The 15671-nt window shown below is 63.3% G+C and carries 12 protein-coding genes; 6 read left to right on the top strand and 6 right to left on the bottom strand.

The features are described from left to right. Positions 1-316 precede the first annotated feature (316 nt). Both DS839_RS28355 and DS839_RS28350 read left to right on the top strand, forming a co-directional pair. Entirely contained in the window at positions 317-1786 is a 1470-nt protein-coding gene (locus DS839_RS28355) for a biotin carboxylase (protein WP_119273883.1), read from the top strand. Positions 1787-1802: 16 nt separating this feature from the next. Beyond that, on the top strand, positions 1803-2423 hold the full coding sequence (locus DS839_RS28350) for a glutathione S-transferase family protein (RefSeq protein WP_119273882.1): 621 nt from the start codon (positions 1803-1805) through the stop codon (positions 2421-2423). 10 nt (positions 2424-2433) lie between these two features. Here the strand turns inward: DS839_RS28350 and DS839_RS28345 are convergent, their stop codons facing one another. From DS839_RS28345 to DS839_RS28325, 5 genes are all read right to left on the bottom strand, one after another. After that, complete coding sequence (locus DS839_RS28345; protein ID WP_119273881.1) at positions 2434-3933, bottom strand: sugar ABC transporter ATP-binding protein; 1500 nt, start codon at positions 3931-3933, stop codon at positions 2434-2436. Further along, a complete protein-coding gene (locus DS839_RS28340; RefSeq protein WP_368911969.1) occupies positions 3933-5018 on the bottom strand; it encodes an SMP-30/gluconolactonase/LRE family protein in 1086 nt (361 codons plus the stop codon). Before DS839_RS28340 ends, DS839_RS28345 begins: the two co-directional genes overlap by 1 nt. After that, the gene (locus DS839_RS28335; RefSeq protein WP_119273880.1) at positions 4982-7102 is read right to left on the bottom strand and encodes an ABC transporter permease; all 2121 of its coding nucleotides are present in this window, start codon (positions 7100-7102) and stop codon (positions 4982-4984) included. Before DS839_RS28335 ends, DS839_RS28340 begins: the two co-directional genes overlap by 37 nt. 193 nt (positions 7103-7295) lie before the next feature. Continuing rightward, positions 7296-8309, bottom strand: coding sequence for a sugar ABC transporter substrate-binding protein (locus tag DS839_RS28330; RefSeq protein ID WP_119273879.1), 1014 nt, complete (start codon positions 8307-8309; stop codon positions 7296-7298). Between the two features lie 16 nt (positions 8310-8325). Next, positions 8326-9309, bottom strand: coding sequence for an ABC transporter permease (locus DS839_RS28325; RefSeq protein ID WP_368911968.1), 984 nt, complete (start codon positions 9307-9309; stop codon positions 8326-8328). A gap of 316 nt (positions 9310-9625) precedes the next feature. Here DS839_RS28325 and DS839_RS28320 point away from each other — a divergent pair, with 316 nt between their 5' ends. Next, positions 9626-11857, top strand: a complete 2232-nt coding sequence (locus tag DS839_RS28320; RefSeq protein ID WP_119273878.1) for a bifunctional diguanylate cyclase/phosphodiesterase — start codon at positions 9626-9628, stop codon at positions 11855-11857. 19 nt (positions 11858-11876) lie between these two features. Here the strand turns inward: DS839_RS28320 and pdxR are convergent, their stop codons facing one another. Next, on the bottom strand, positions 11877-13277 hold the full coding sequence (pdxR, locus tag DS839_RS28315; RefSeq protein WP_119273877.1) for a MocR-like pyridoxine biosynthesis transcription factor PdxR: 1401 nt from the start codon (positions 13275-13277) through the stop codon (positions 11877-11879). Positions 13278-13370: 93 nt separating this feature from the next. On the opposite strand from pdxR, the gene DS839_RS28310 reads away from it, so the two are divergent. The 3 genes from DS839_RS28310 (at position 13371) to DS839_RS28300 (ending at position 15538) form a co-directional block, all read left to right on the top strand. After that, positions 13371-13865, top strand: a complete 495-nt coding sequence (locus tag DS839_RS28310; protein ID WP_119273876.1) for a DUF8737 domain-containing protein — start codon at positions 13371-13373, stop codon at positions 13863-13865. An 88-nt stretch (positions 13866-13953) separates the two neighbouring features. Then, positions 13954-15057 (top strand): MFS transporter, encoded by a 1104-nt coding sequence (locus tag DS839_RS28305; RefSeq protein WP_368911967.1) that lies wholly within the window; start codon positions 13954-13956, stop codon positions 15055-15057. A 154-nt stretch (positions 15058-15211) separates the two neighbouring features. Beyond that, positions 15212-15538: a hypothetical protein gene (locus DS839_RS28300; RefSeq protein WP_119273874.1), complete on the top strand. Its 327-nt coding sequence runs from the start codon at positions 15212-15214 to the stop codon at positions 15536-15538. The last annotated feature ends 133 nt before the right edge of the window (positions 15539-15671 follow it).

Here is a 15671-nt window from a genome sequence, read left to right as displayed (position 1 = left end):
CCGGTTGATCCGCCGCGGATGATGTGACCGGAAGATCCGGCACCGGAGGGAGGAAGCGCTATGTGGGGAGCCGAAGCTCCCATGCGTCTCATCCCGCATCCGCGTGTGAGTTAACGCCGGGGCTTATAGGCAAGGCTTGCCATAAACACAAGCCCCAGCCCTAATTACCCCTTTGGCCCCTTGGCCAACCTCCGGTTTTTTGCGTAGTCTTGATGGGACAGGCATCCTGCTTCGCGCTGACGCGCTTCGCAGGACTGGAAAAGAACCCTCCGAAGCTTTAGCGAAGGAGGGCTTACAAGCCTGACGGAGGGGAAATATGGCAACACGCGTCGCCACGCGGGGCAAGCGGCAGAAGCTCACAAGTCTTTCAGATATCTACAAATTTTTCCGGCATAACCAGACGCCGATCTATTTCCTCTCGCCCACGCCCTACAATCTTTTGGGCCTCGGGCGCTGGATCAACAACTTCGAATACATCAATTTCTTCGACAGTTTCGACGGCACCCACCCCAAGATCACGGTGCCGCGCGAGCATGGGCCGCATGAATTCCGCTCGATCGAGGATGTGAACAACTACCTCCTGCGCCACAAGGAGGTGCGCGCCCGGATCGCCGAGCGCGGCAAGGGCCTCCTCATCCTGGTGATGCTCGATGAGGAGACCGAGAAGCTCGCCAAGGAGCTTGGCCTAAAGATCGCACTGCCCCCCGTCAAACTGCGCAAGCATATCGATTCCAAGATCGTCACCACCCAGCTCGGCAATGAGGCGGGCATCAAGAGCGCACCCAATACTCTCGGTAAAGCAAAGACTTATGCTGAGCTCCTGAAGCTCGCTCAGAAGGCGAAGCTGGGCACCGATTTGGTCGTCCAGACGCCCTATGGCGATTCCGGCCGCACCACCTTCTTCATCAAGACCGAGGCCGACTGGAAGAAGAACGAGGACAAGCTCATCGGCGAGCAGCTCAAGGTCATGCGGAGGATCAACCATCTGCCCGGCACCGTCGAGGCGGTCGCGACCCGGCATGGAACCCTGGTCGGTCCCCTGCAGACCGACATCACCGGCTTTGCCGAGGTCACCCCTTATAAGGGCGGATGGTGCGGCAACGATGTCTTCGTCGGCAGCCTCGACAAGGAGCGCAAGGCCGTCATCCGCATGGCGCAGAAGCTCGGCGACCGGCTCTACAAGGCGGGCTACAAGGGTGCCTTCTGCATGGACTTCCTCATCGATACCGACACCCGCGAAGTCTATCTGGGCGAGATCAATCCGCGTGTCTCGGGCGCCTCGCCGCTCACCAACCTCATCACATCGACCTATGGCGGCTGCCCGATCTATCTCTTCCACATGCTCGAATTCATGGATGTCGATTGGGAGATCGATCTCGCCAAACTGCAGGCGCGCTGGACCGAATATGACAATTGGAGCCAGCTCATCCTCAAATACCCGGTCGATCGCGTCGAGATGATCACCAAGGCGCCGGCTTCCGGCATCTGGCAGATGAACAAGGACGGCGACATTTCGCTGGTGCGCAAGTCGATCGACTGGTTCCTCGTCTCGGGCGAGAACGAAGCCTTCTATCTGCGCGTCTATACCGCCGGCGATTACCGCTATCACGGCGCCGACATGGGCATATTGGTGTCGCGCGGGCGCATGCAGACCGACGACCGCAAGCTCAAGGACCGCGCCAAGGACTGGGTCACGGCGATCTACAAGCATTTCGACGCCATCCCGCTCGAAGGGCCCTCGGCGCCGGTCCCGCCGGCGAAGGACAGCGTCAACAAGATGTTCTGAGCGACGGGAGGTCGCCATGGCCATCCAGCTTTATTCCTGGCCGCGCAGTTCCGGCACGCGCGTATCATGGGCGCTCGAGGAGCTTGGCGCGCCTTATGAGTATGTGGCCCTTGACGCCGGCAAAGGCGAGAACCGCTCGGCGCGTTATCTGGCGCTCAATCCCATGGGCAAGGTGCCGGCGCTGGTCGATGACGGGCGCAGCTTCTTCGAGACGGGTGCCATCCTGCTGCATCTGGGCGACAACTACGGCGTGGCGCGTGGTCTGTGGCCCGCGGCCGGCAGCCAGGAGCACGCCGATGCCGTGTCCTGGACCGTCTGGGCCGTGGTCGAGCTCACCGGCCACATGATGCAATATGCCTATCACGGGCTCGATACGCCGGTGTCCTACGACGCCAAGGACCGCAGCGGCGCGGCGGGCGACTACAGCCGGTCGCAATTCACGCGCTGCCTCGATGCGCTGGAAACGCGGCTGGACGGACGCGACCATCTGCTCGGCGACTTCACGCTGGTCGATGTCGCCTCGGCCAGCGGGCTCGTCTTCGGCACGCGCCTCGGCATCTCGCTCGAGAGCCACCCGCGCGTGGCCGCCTGGAAAGAGCGCTGCGCCGCACGGCCGGCCCTGCAGCGCGCGCGCTGAGCACCAGGCCTCAGTGCACCGCCGCATACATGATCGTCTCCTGGGTCGCCTCGAGCGGCGAGATCTCCTCCACGATGCGGCCCTGGCGGCAGACGAGGATGCGGTCGGAGAGATTCATGATCTCGGGCAGATAGGATGAGATCACCACCACCGCGAGGCCGTCATCGGCCAGGCGGTTGATGAGCTGGTGGATCTCGGCGATGGCGCCGACATCGACGCCCCGCGTCGGCTCATCGAAGATGATGAGCCGCGGCTCCTGGATCAGGCTCTTGCCGATCACCACCTTCTGCTGATTGCCGCCCGACAGCTCGACCGCAAGGGCATTGTCGTTGATCGCCTTGACATTGAGCTTCTTCGACCATGCGGCCGAGAGCGCCCGCATCTCCTTGAAGCTGACCACCCTCGATTTCTCGAGGCCGGCGGCGAGGAGGCCCGAATAGAAATTTTCCGCGATCGACATGGTCTCGAAGAAGCCTTCGAGCTTCCTGTCCTCGGTCACATAGATGATGCGGTCGCGCACCGCTTCGGTCGGCACATTGTACCTGACCTTGCGGCCATCGAGCTCGATGTCGCCGCCGCGCAGGAAATCGCGCTTATAGATGCCGGAGACGATCTTGAAGGTCTCGGTGCGGCCCGAGCCGATGAGGCCGAAGACGCCGGTGATCTGGCCCTCGAAGATCGAGAAGGAATTGTTGCGCACCGTGTTGCCCATGGAAATATCCTGGACCGAAAGCACCTTGGCGCCGCGCTTCCTGATGTTCTCAGGCCCGCGCCTGACATTGTAGATCTCGTTGGAGAGCGCGCGGCCCACCATGGCGCGCACCACCTTCTCGCGGTTGAAGTCTGATGCCGGGCCAGAGGCCACGAGCTCGCCGTCACGCAGGATGGTGATGCGGTCGGCCTCCGCCAAAGCCTCCTCCAGGGCATGGGTGATGAAGATGATCGACACGCCGCCGCGCTTCAGCCGCTTCATCAGGGCGAAGAAATGACGCTTCTCCTCGGGCGTCAATGTGGCGGTCGGCTCATCGAAGATGATGACCTCGGCCTTGTGATGGACGGCGCGGGCGATCTCGACCATCTGGCGCTTGGCGGCGCCGAGAGAGGCGACGAGGGCCGCCGGATCGACGGTGAAGTTGAGCGACTGCAGGAACTGCTGGGCCGAGATGTAGATGCCGCGCAAGCGGTTGAGGAACTTCTCCTCGCCCAGATAGATGTTCTGGGCGACCGTCATGGAGGGAACGAGGCTCGTTTCCTGGAACACCATGGCGATGCCGTCCTGGAGCGCCTGATGCGGCGAGGCGAACCGGACTTCCCTGCCCCGGTAGATCATGGTGCCCGACGTCGCCTCGACGACGCCCGCCATGATCTTGGTCAAGGTCGACTTGCCGGCCCCGTTCTCACCCAGAAGCGCGTGGATCTCGCCCTTCTCCAGAGCGAAGTCGATATCCTTCACCGCCGGAATGCCGCGATAGGCCTTGGTCACCTTGCGCATCTCGATGATCGGCGCCATCAGTGCTCTCCGCCGGACGGCGCCACGCGCAAGACGGCGTTGCCGCCTTTGGCGGCGGCAACGATGCCGTCGCGAAAGGCAATGGCGCTCGTCACGCCATGGCGCGCGCCATTGGCGCGGCTGTGGAAGCTCATGACGGGCTGCAAATCCTCGTCAAGACAGACGACCAGCCCATAGGATCTGGTCGGCGACCAGGGCTTGTGAATGCCCATCACGCGCACCCCGCCGTTCTGCAAGGGCTCGAGAAAGCTGCGGCTCGGCGCCAGCGAAGGGGCGATCCAGAACCGGTCTTCGATCTCGCGCATCATGTCGGCGCGGTAGTCGTCTTCCATGAGCACGAATTCGATGAGCCGGTTCCTGGGCGCAAACAGGCTCATGACATATCCGCCCGGCCGCGGCGAAAGGCGGGCCGGATAGCCCGGCAGCTTGGTGAGCAGAGGCTCGGGCGGACCACCCGCCAGGGGAATGGCGACAAGACGGTGCTGCCAGCTTTCGCTCACCAGCACTCTCCCGTTAGTCTCGTCGACGGCAACGCCATAAGGAAAAGCGAGCTTGTCGGCGAGGCAGCGCCGCTCGCCGCTTGCCGGATCGACGCGCCACAAGGAGCCTTGCGCCCGCTTGCTCATCAGGTCGGCCTTCCAGCCGGACGGCGGCACGGCATCGGAACCGTTGCAGACATAGAGCGCCCCGTCGTCGCCGAAAGCGAGCGCCACCGGGCAATTGAAGCCGTCGAGCTCGGCGATCTTGCCGCTGAGGAGATGGATGCCGCCGGTTTCGAGGCCTGCCGCCACCGCTCCATCGCGGCTCACGGCGAGCGCCGTGATCGGCGCGGGCGCCGCCCCGACCACCTTGCCGTCGGCAAGGGAGCGCACTTCCTTGCCCGTGGTGAAGGCGATCCGGCCTTTGCTCTCGATCAGGTTGTCGGGCGCCTCGGCCTTCGCGATCACCTCGGCATCATCGAGAAGCGTGTTGGGCTTGAGCGCGCCGTCAAGCGGCGGGATGGTGACCGCCCGGCCGCGAAACATGTCGAGAAGCGGATCGAGCAGCGTCATCTGGCGCCCCAATAGGAGGAAGGCCCGGTCCATTGCGGATCGGCGCCCGGTATCGGATAGCGGCCCACCCGGTTGTTGAGGATGCCGCCGACATAGAGATAGCCCTTATGCTCGCGCATCGACGTCACCATGGGATGGCTCTCTCCGGTCATGTCGCCCAGGGTCTCGATGATCCGGCCATCGCTTGCGAATTTCACGACGCCGCCGGTATTGATGTTGGGAAACAGCCATTCGTCCTGCGGCAGCCGGCGGGTCATGCGCTTGCGAAACCCCGGATGGCGCAGCGCCAGATCGAAGCTCGGCGTGCGCATGCCGAGCCAGGCCATCCAGTAGTTCCCGTCGGAGGCGCGATTGATGTTGTCGGGATAGCCCGGCATGTCCTTGATGACGCATTCGGCGGTGCCCGCTTTTGGACCTTCGATCCAATAGCGGTGCACCCGGCAAGCCCAGCTCTCGGCGAAGAACACCGACTTGCCGTCATGGGCGAGGCACACGCCATTGGCATAGCGGTAATTGTCGAGCAGCGTCTTGGTCTCGCCGGTCCTGGGATCGAAGACCAGGAGGCGCCCGGTGGGCCGCCCCTCGATCGAGTCGATCGCCCAGTCATGGGCGTCATAGCGCGTGGTCGAATCGGTGAAGTAGATGCGGCCGTCCGGGCCGACATCGAGATCGTTGGGGTCGCGCAGGCGCGCGTCGTCGACGACCGATGTGTAGGAGCGGTTGGTTTCCGCCGAGAGCTGCTTCACCTCGCCCGATTTCGAAATGGCATAGAGGCCCATGGCGCCGACGCAGGAGAGCAGCGTTCCCTCGCGATCGAAAGCGAGCCCCAGCGGGAAGCCGCCGGTATGGGCGAAGACTTCCGAGCGCTTGTAGTCGGGCGCGAAGAAGCGGACGATCTCGCCATGGCGAGTGCCGCAATAGAGGTGATCGTCCCGGTCGAGGATTACGTCCTCGGGGCCTTCGAGCTCGCCGAGCCCGATATATTGGGTCTTGGAGATGCGGTTGTTGAGGGCATAGGGCGAGCCCGAGTCGGGCAGCGCCGACTGGGTTTCCCCCATCTTGTGATAGATCGGCGCCACATAGACTTCGTTCAGCACCTTGTGGCGGTTCTTGAGCCAGCGGATGTCGAGCGTCACGGCCGCCGCCAGCATCAGGCCGAGCACCATCTGGTTCGTGCCCGTGCCGTAGCCGAGGCGGATCAGCCCGTTGTTCATGACGAGCACGATGATGGCGCCCATGATGCCCTTGGCGACCGAGCCCCGGCCGCCGCCCAGGCTGTTGCCGCCGACGACCGCGGCGGTGATGGCGAGGATCTCGAGATTGAGGCCGGTGCCGGGACCGGCGCCGCTCAGCCGGCAGGCGATGAGGAAGCCCGCTACCCCTGAGCACAGGCCCGAGATCACATAGGACATGAACACGGTCTCGCGCACCCGGATGCCCGAATTATGGGCCGAGCGCCTGGACCCGCCGACCGCCAGAATGTGCCAGCCGGGCCGCGAGCGGGTCAGCGCCACATGGGCGATGATGGCGATGACCACTGCCGTGATGACGCTGATCGAAACGCCCAGGACCTTGCCGTCGCCGATGAAGTCCCAGATGTCGGAGGTGATGTCCGACTGCTGCACCTGGGCCGCGAAATTGATGATCAGGATGTCATAGAGGGCGCGGCCGATGACGAGTGTGACGAGCGTCGTCAGGAAAGCGCGCAGCCGCAGATAGCCGATGAGATAGCCGTTGATCGCGCCGAAGGCCATGCCGGTCAGGACGGCGGCGAGCAAGGCGACCCAGACCGGGAGTCCTAAGATGAAGAGGCTCGACACCGAGGCGAAAGCGGCGAGCGCGAAGATCGAGCTCACCGACAGATCGATGCCGCCCGCCAGCATGACGACGGTGAGGCCGGTGACGACGATCGAGAACTCGCCGAGCTGGCGGGTCGATTCGAGCAGCGAATTCGGCTTGAAGAAGCCGGGGATCGCCATGCCGAAACCCACCACCGTCACCACCATGGCGAGGAAGGGAATGGCGTTGTCGGCCCAGCGCTTGCTCAGGATCTCGCCGATCAGGTGATCCGGAATCAGGTTGTAGCGCCAGCGCTGCAGCTCTTCTCGCGAACTCATTCAGGGTGCATCTTGAGGATAGGATCATTGCGTTTACCCTCGCCCCCTACGGGGGAGAGGGAGGGGCCCAATGCGGAGCATTGGGAGGGTGAGGGGGAACAGATGTCGATCTCTCTTTCCATATCCCGGAGATTTCGACGACCGTTCCCCTCACCCTAGCCCTCTCCCCCGCAGGGGGAGAGGGGATTTCGATCTACTTCCCGGCCTGCAGGGCCTTCACGTCCCAGCAGGTGTCGGGCTTGATATCGTCCTTCGTATAGGCGCGCTCCAGCGTATAGATGTAGGTCGTCGAGGTGCCGGGCGCCTGCCCCGACTGCAGCATGTATTTGATGAGCGCGTTCATGTCGCCCGACTGCTTGTGCAGTTCGGTGGTGACGACGGCGGTGTACTCGCCCGATGCGAGCTTGTCGCAATCGGCCGTCTTCTCGCCGCCGCCGGTGGTGACGAGCGCGATCTTGCCCTGCTTGCCGGCTTCGCGGATCGCCGCCGCGGTGCCCACCGCATCGCCGTCCCAGAAGTCGATGATCGCGCAGATGTCCGGATTCTGCTGCAGCATGGTGGTGGTGACGTTGCGCGCCGTCGTCGCATCCCAGTTCGAATCGGGCTTGGCCACGACCTTGAAATCCGGATATTTGGCGAGCACCTTCATGATGCCGGCATATTGATAGAGGCTCGATGAGTTCACCTGGTCGCCCTGGACGAGGCCGATCTGCTTGGAGGAATTCTCGCCGCACGCCTTTACCGCCGCTTCCGCCTCGAGCTGCCCGAGCCGGTCCCAATCCGAGCCGATGAAGGCATCGGCCGCGAAATTCGCCGGATTGTCGATCAGGATGACATAGATGCCCTTCCCTTGCGCCTTCTTGAGCAGCTTGCTGTAGGAGTTCAGATCGGGCGAATGGACCACCAGCACATCGGGATGAGGCTCGGCATTGATGAGATCGGTGATCGCCTGGGCGCCGGCTTCGATCGACCAGTTGGGATCACGGGTTTCGAAAGTGCCGCCCCAGCCCTCGACCTCGCGCTTGAGATAGGCGGCCCAGCCCTGCGCCAGGTCGAAGCCCATCGCCATGGGAACGAGCGCCACGCGCTTGCCGTTGAGTGCTTTTGAAAAAGCGGCGGGACCCGGATCCTCCTCTGCCGAGGCGGTTCCGGCAAAAGCGAGCAACGCCACGCCCGCGGCTGCCGCGTAGAATCTTCTCCAGTTCATTGACGTCTCCTATCGATCAGATGTCGCCCTGCTGGGCCGTTTGTTCATCGCGGGGATTGAGCAGGCTGTCGACGATGATGGCGATGAGCAGGATCGTCGCTTTGAAGAGGTTCTGATAGATGTTCGGAATATCGATGATGGTCATGGCGTTGAGCATGATGCCGATGAGCAAGGCGCCGACGATCACATTGCGCACGCCGCCCTTGCCGCCCGACAGCCCGATGCCGCCGATGACGACGACGAGGATGATGTCGTAGAGCAGCGTCGAATTGACCACGCGGGTGTTGATGCTGTGCAGGCTCGCCGCGGTGAGAAGTCCCGCCGCCAGCGCGATCAGGGCTGAGATCACATAGCGCAGCATGATCATCGGCCGCACCGGAATGCCGAGATTGCGCGCCGCCTGGAAATTGTCGCCCATGAAATAGACGAAGCGTCCCCATTTGGTGTAGCGCAGGAACAGATAGGCGATGAAGGCTGCGCCGGCGAAGACGAAGACCTCGGCCGGAATGGCGAAGAAACGGCCCGAGCCCAAGGTTTCGAGCCAGTGGCCGGGCGGGACCGGCACGGCGTCCTGGGTGATGAGCTGCGAGCGCACATAGCCGAAGACGAAGGCGCCGCTCGCCAAGGTTGCGAAAATCGCCGGCACGTCGGCATAGGCGATGAGAAACCCGTTGGCCATGCCGATCGCCAGCACGCCCGCGACGGTGACGAGAAGCGCCGCACCCTCCGACCAGCCGTCATTCAGGAGTTGCAGATACCAGGCGGCCGACATGGCCATGATGGCGACCACCGCGAGATCGATGCCCCGGCCGATGATGACTACGGCCATGCCGAGCGCCAGGATGCCCAGCACCGAGACGCTGCGGATGATCGAGATGAGATTGTTGGGCGCGAGGAAGCCCGGAAGCAGCGCAGCCGAGACCGCGAACAGAAGCACGGCAAGCGCCAGGACGATGCGTTCCTGGCTCCACGCCTGATGTCCGAGCAACCGCGAAAACAAGCCCACGCTTCCCCGTTTCCCTGCCACGCCGTCCTGCGCTTTGAGCGCGAATTCCGGCTGGAGCCCTCACCCGTTTCTATTCGGCAGCATGATGTCACAGCGCATCGAGCCTCGGTAGTAGCCACGATGCCATGAGCCATTGAGAAAAAATACTAGGAATATCGTCTTGGCAAAGCCTCGTTCTCGGGGGCGGGAGTGAGCGGATCGCCGGGGGTGTTAACAAAAGGTTCAAAGCGGGCCCGATTCTTCCGGCAAATCATAATCATTTAGTCACGGCCAACCGGTAGTCTCCATCGGCTCGGGGGAACGGCAGATAATGACTCTTCGCGGACTTCTCGCGCGTTTCGGGCGCAAGGGGACATTGGAATTCTGGATCGCGCTGATGGCGGGCGCCTCTCTCTTCGCCACCATCGCGGTCGTGTTCTATGCGCTGAACCATCTTGCCGGCGAGGTCGATCGCACTGACCGCGCGCTGACCCAGCAGACCGCCCAGGCGGCGATCAAGTCCTTCCTCACGAAGCTGCATGACGGGCACCAGGACTATGCGCGCTGGGACGACGCGGTGACCAGCCTCTATGGCACGCCCGACCCCGATTTCGTCAGGAGCAGCTATGCCGATTCGACCGCGACCGGGATCATCTTCGACACCGCCTTCCTGATCGACGAAAACGGCCGCGACCTGTTCGCCCTGCGCGATGGCCGTTCGATCACGATTTCCTCCAAGGATTATCTCGGTCCGGCGCTCGAGCACATTCTCGAACGCAGCGACGGCCCGCGCGGCCAATATGCCTTCGCCAGCGGCTATTTCAGGACGCCGGACGGCATCGCGGCGGTCGTCGCCGGTCCCGTCGTGCCGTTCTCCTATGGGATGGATGTTCCGCCCGGCCAGAAGCGGATGCTGGTGATCGCCAAGCATCTTACGGCGGCGGCGATCCGGCGCCTCGGGGACGAGTTCGTCATCTCGGGCTTCAGCCTGGCCGGCAATGACTCACCCGCCGAGCAAAGCCTGGTGCTCAGCGATCCGAGCAATGTCCCGATCGGCCGCCTCGTCTGGTCGGTCAGGACAGGGGGATCGGACGTGCTGGCGACGATCAGTCCGGCGGTCAGTACCATGCTGGCCCTGCTGTCCGTCATCCTGATGGGCGTCGTCTTCGTCGCCTGGGCCAATCTCAGGGCCACGATGCAAAGCCAGAAGGAGGCCGAGCACGCGGCCTCGCATGATTTCCTCACCGGCCTGCCGAACCGCGCCTCGCTGCTGGCGACACCGCTCGGCGACGGCGCGGCATTGCGGATGCAGAACGACGTCTGCGTGGTGTTCCTCGATCTCGACGGCTTCAAGAACGTGAACGACACGCATGGGCATTTCATCGGCGACAGGGCGCTTCTCGGCTGTGCCGCGGGCTTCAGCCATATCAGCGCCGGCAAGGGACTGCTTGCCCGCGTCGGCGGCGACGAATTCGCCTTCCTCACCAGGGGCTCCGAAGCCCAGCGTGTCGCCAGCAAGGTGGCCGAGCAGTTCATCGAATTCCTCAAGGAGCCGATCAAGACCTTGACCGGCGATCTGAGACTCGGCACCAGTGTCGGCATCGCGTCCGGCTGCTCGCTTGATACGACCATCCATGAGCTTCTGCGCCGCTCGGACATCGCCATGTATGAGGCCAAGAAGCTCGGCGGCAACCGCGTCGCCTATTACGATGCCAATATCGACGCCAAGATGCAGGAGCGCGCGACTCTCACCCATCATTTGCGCGAGGCGCTGGCCAAGGGCGAGATCACCCTTGCCTATCAGCTCATCGTCGATGCGGCGACACATGAGCCCAAAGGCGTCGAGGCGCTGGCGCGCTGGACGATGTTCAACGGCCGGGTGATCGGGCCCGACATCTTCATTTCGCTCGCCGAGGAAGGCGGCCTCATCGACAAGCTCGGAAGCTATGTGCTGCGCCGCGCCTGCCTCGATGCGCTGGCCTGGCCGTCCCACTATTTGTCGGTCAACGTCTCGCCGGTGCAGTTCCGGGACCCCTATTTCGAGGAAATCGTCGGCCGGGTCCTGGCGGAAACCGGTTTCCCCGCGCATCGGCTCGAGCTCGAGATCACCGAGCGCCATCTGATGGCGGAGCCCGACATCGCGCTCGCCGCCATGCGGCGGCTGAAGGAGCGCGGCGTCACGATCGCGCTCGATGACTTCGGCACCGGCTATTCGAGCATCGGCTATCTGCGCTCGTTCCCCTTCGACCGGCTCAAGCTCGACCGCTCGATCTGCGCCGACATCACCAGCAATGCCAATGTCCAGCAGCTCGTCCAGGGCACCATCGCCATCGCCCGCTCGATGGGCTTGAAAGTGACGGCGGAAGGCATTGAGGACGAGTTCCAAGCCAAGTTCTTGAGGCTCGCCGGCTGCGAGCTCCTGCAGGGCTTCCATTTCAACCGGCCGATGCCGGCGAGCGAGATTGCGCCGAGACTCTCCGGAAAATCCGATGATGCTGAAGCGCTATTCGACCGCATCACGTTCGTAGGCGATGAGCGCATGAGCGAAGAGAGCGTCACGTAGGCCGCATCGCTGTGCTGGCTTATTCGCCTTGGGCTTTCCTTATTGCCGCAGCCAGCGCCCGCACACCCATGCGAATGACCGATTCCGAGCTGCGGCCATAGCCCAGGAGCAAGGTCGGCGGACCCGCCACCTCGCCCACGCAGTGATCCGACAGGAATTCCAAGGCGATGCCGCGGCTTGAGGTTTCGCGGCGAATGGCCGCCTCGTCATAGAATGAAGGCAGCCTGACGGTCGCATGCAGGCCCGCCGCGATGCCACCGACCTTGGCTTCCGGCAGGTCTTCGGCCAGGGCCGCGATCAGCGCGTCGCGGCGCAGCCGATAGAGGCCGCGCATGCGGCGCAAATGGCGATCGAACTCGCCGCCCGAGATGAATTCCGCCAGAGCATGCTGGTCGATGCGCGGCGGCCCATAATCGCTCAGGCGCTGCTCATGCTGCACGATCGGGAGCAGCCGGTTGGGAACGACCAGCCAGCCGAGACGCAAGGCCGGCGCCAGCGTCTTGCTGACGGTGCCCGCATAGACGATGCGGTCGGGATCGAGCCCCTGCAAGGCGCCGGTCGGCATGCGGTCATAGCGATACTCGGCATCATAATCGTCCTCGATCGCATAAGCGTCGCGCTCATTGAGCCAGGAGAGCAGCGCCACACGCCTGTCGCCCGACATGACGACAGCGGTGGGAAACTGATGCGCCGGCGTCACCATCACCGCATCGGCGGCGCTCGCCGCGAGATCGGCGATCCTGAGACCGAGCTCATCGACGCGAATGGGCAGGACGGCGAGGCCTGAGCGCCGCACCGGCTCCCAGTCCGTATAGCTTGGATCCTCGACGGCGAGCCTGCGCGCACCGGCCTCGTGCAAAGCACGGCAGGCGAGGCTGCGGCCCTGCTCGAAGCCGCTCGTCACCACGATCTGATCGGGATCGGCCACGACGCCGCGCACGCGGCCCAGATAGTCGGCGAGCGCCTGCCGGAGCACGGCACTGCCGTGCCGGTCGCGATAGCCAAGATCATCGCTCGGCATACGGGTGAGCGCCGCGCGATAGGCCTTGAGCCAGCGTTCGCGCGGGAAGGCCGAGAGATCGGGGAAAGCCGGGAGAAAGTCATAGCGCGGCGGCGGCATCATTGATTGCGGTGCTGCGGGCTTCGCCACCTTGGCGGTGACGCAGGTCGAAACGCGCGGACGGGCGCCTTGCCTGAGCGAGAGATAGCCTTCCGCGGCCAATTGCGCATAGGCCTCGACCACCAGCGGGCGTGAGACGGCAAGCTGGCGCGCGAGGTCGCGGGTCGAGGGGATGAGGGAGCCGGCCTTGAGCTTGCCGAGGCGGATCGCGCAGCGGAGCCCCTCCTCGATCTGGGCAGAAAGGCTGCGCGTCCCGTCTCGGGACAAAGAGATCAGCAGATCGAGAGCAGAACTGGTCAATAGATTGCCTTAGAAACTGGATATGTCCGCTTATCCAGTTTGGCATTAGCCTTAAACCTGTTCAATGGCCGTCGGGGGCCGAGGAGGTGTGAGATGAACATCCTCACCGTCAACCTGCTGCTCAGCACATTGGTGTTCTGGCTCGCCGCCCGTTTCTATCTGTTCCCGCTTCTGCCCAAGCTCACGCCGCGCGCCGTGCTGATGCCCATCCTTCTGTTGCACGCGATGCGCCATCTGGGCCTCATGTTCCTGGCCGAAGGTGCGACCTATCCCGGCATTCCCGCCCAATTTGCCTATCCGGCGGCCTTCGGCGATCTGCTGGCGGCGGTGCTGGCGCTGATCGCCTTCCTGGCGCTGGCGTGGAACCTGCGCGCCAGCCGGTTCCTGGTCTGGATCTTCAACCTGGAAGGCAGCATCGATCTCATCGCTGCCATCGCCCTCGCCACGATCTATGGCGCACCCGCTTTCATGGGGCCGGCCTATTGGATACCCGCTTTCTGGGTCCCGGCACTCCTCGTCACGCATGCCGTCACTTTCGTTGTCCTTCTGAAACACTGGCCCTCTGAACCCACCCGCAATCACCCCTGAAACAGGAGAGGCCATGTCCTCGCTTTCGGATTGCCGCGCCCCTTGCGACGCCGTGACTCCAGTTTCCTTCCTCGGGAACCCTGCTCTCTTGGCCACATTCGCTGCGACCTTCGGCGGCATGAGCGGCTTCTATCTCTTGTTTTCCGTCGTGCCGCTTTATGCCGTGACGAACGGCGCCAGCGAGATCGGCGCCGGCCTGGTTACCGGCCTGCTGATGCTCTCGACCGTCGGCGTCGAGCTCATGATGCCGCGGCTGACCCGCGCGATTGGCTACCGGCGTCTCATCGCCATGGGCCTTTTCCTCCTTGGCGCGCCTGCTTTGCTCCTGCCTTTCACCACCAGCATGGCGGCGATCCTGGCCATCAGCCTGTTACGCGGCATGGGGCTTGCCATCATCGTCACGGCCGGCCCGCCGCTGGTGGCCGCCCTCGTCCCGGTCGAGCGCCGGGCCGAAGCTCTTGGCCTCTATGGCGCCGTCTCGAACATGTCGGCCATCCTGGCCCTGCCGCTCGGGGTTTGGCTCGCCAACAGCCTCGGCTTTGCGCCGGTCTTCATCGCCGGCGCTGCTATGGCGCTCGGCGGGATTGCCGCGACCTCAATGTTCCCGGCACGGACCGACGCTATACAGGCCTCGCTTGGAATTTTGGCGGGCCTGCGGTCTTCGGCGCTCCTGCGGCCGGCACTCATCTTCCTCACCGTCGCCATGGCGGCCGGCATCATCACGACTTTCCTGCCGATCGTATCTGGTGAAGGTGCGGGCCAGTTCGCCGCCTTGGCCCTCCTCGCGCAAGCGGTCACGGCAACGGCCGCGCGCTGGCTTGCCGGCCGCTTCGGCGATCGCCATGGATCGCAGCGGCTCGTCATCCCCTCGCTCATCGCCTCAGGGATCGGTGTCGCCACGCTGGCGCTCACCGATCAGCCCGTGCTGATCATGATCGGCATGCTGGCCTTTGGCGCAGGCTTTGGGGGCTTACAGAATGCCAGCCTCTCCGTCATGTTCGTGCGCGTGTCGAGATCGGGCCATGACACCGCGAGCGCCGTATGGAACCTCGCTTACGATGCGGGCTATGGCGTCGGCGCCGTCGCCTTCGGCGTGCTCGCCGTCACCACGGGCTATCCGGCAGCCTTCGCCGTGACTGCCGGCGTCATCCTCATCGCCCTCGTGCCGGCCTGGCGCGATCGGCAAGGCTAGGACGTATCCATTGAAGTCGGTCAGGTCATAACGGCTCATGCCGATGCTGAATCAGAAATCGGCGCGATATGAAAGCCACCATTGGTGAAATGTCCAGTTGCGGCCGCTCGCCTTCAGATTAAGGTGACACATCGCAGATTTTGAAAGGCACCTAATGGAACGGCTTGGGCGTGATGCACCACTTCCCGAAGAAATGCAGGGCCGGTGGATAGACGTGAAAGACCCGACTTCGGAGTTGATTGTTCAAGACGGCGAAGTCACCTGCTTTGGAAAAGCGGTCGCCTACGATTATAAGCTGATAGATAAAGAAGATGGCGCGCTGTGCGTTAGCTTAAAAATAGACGATCAAGCCAACGAGGACACCTTCCAGCGCGCCAACGTCACAGAATTGGTCATCACGCCGGAAGGCGATTTCCACGCCTACAATGTCAAGTTTGCAAGCCAGTTCAAGCCGGCCGAAAGTTATCCAAACAACGGCTAGACACCAACTCAAGATCCTCAATTTATGGATTCACGAGCTAGGGCCTGTTTACAATCAGGGGATTCCCAAATCAGCAGAAAATTGATTCAAGGCTGAAAAATGGAGATCAGCCTTGAATCGATTAATGTTGAGC

This window comes from Taklimakanibacter deserti (assembly GCA_003574785.1).
The sequence above is the reverse complement of the archived record's forward strand: the minus strand, read 5'-3'. Positions and strand labels throughout refer to the sequence as shown.

Bases quoted from the DNA above. Each gene is read 5' to 3' on its own strand.
- DS839_RS28355 (WP_119273883.1), top strand. From the start codon at position 317: ATGGCAACACGCGTCGCCACGCGGGGCAAGCGGCAGAAGCTCACAAGT.
- DS839_RS28350 (WP_119273882.1), top strand. From the start codon at position 1,803: ATGGCCATCCAGCTTTATTCCTGGCCGCGCAGTTCCGGCACGCGCGTA.
- DS839_RS28345 (WP_119273881.1), bottom strand. From the start codon at position 3,933: ATGGCGCCGATCATCGAGATGCGCAAGGTGACCAAGGCCTATCGCGGC.
- DS839_RS28340 (WP_368911969.1), bottom strand. From the start codon at position 5,018: ATGGACCGGGCCTTCCTCCTATTGGGGCGCCAGATGACGCTGCTCGAT.
- DS839_RS28335 (WP_119273880.1), bottom strand. From the start codon at position 7,102: ATGAGTTCGCGAGAAGAGCTGCAGCGCTGGCGCTACAACCTGATTCCG.
- DS839_RS28330 (WP_119273879.1), bottom strand. From the start codon at position 8,309: ATGAACTGGAGAAGATTCTACGCGGCAGCCGCGGGCGTGGCGTTGCTC.
- DS839_RS28320 (WP_119273878.1), top strand. From the start codon at position 9,626: ATGACTCTTCGCGGACTTCTCGCGCGTTTCGGGCGCAAGGGGACATTG.
- DS839_RS28310 (WP_119273876.1), top strand. From the start codon at position 13,371: ATGAACATCCTCACCGTCAACCTGCTGCTCAGCACATTGGTGTTCTGG.
- DS839_RS28300 (WP_119273874.1), top strand. From the start codon at position 15,212: ATGGAACGGCTTGGGCGTGATGCACCACTTCCCGAAGAAATGCAGGGC.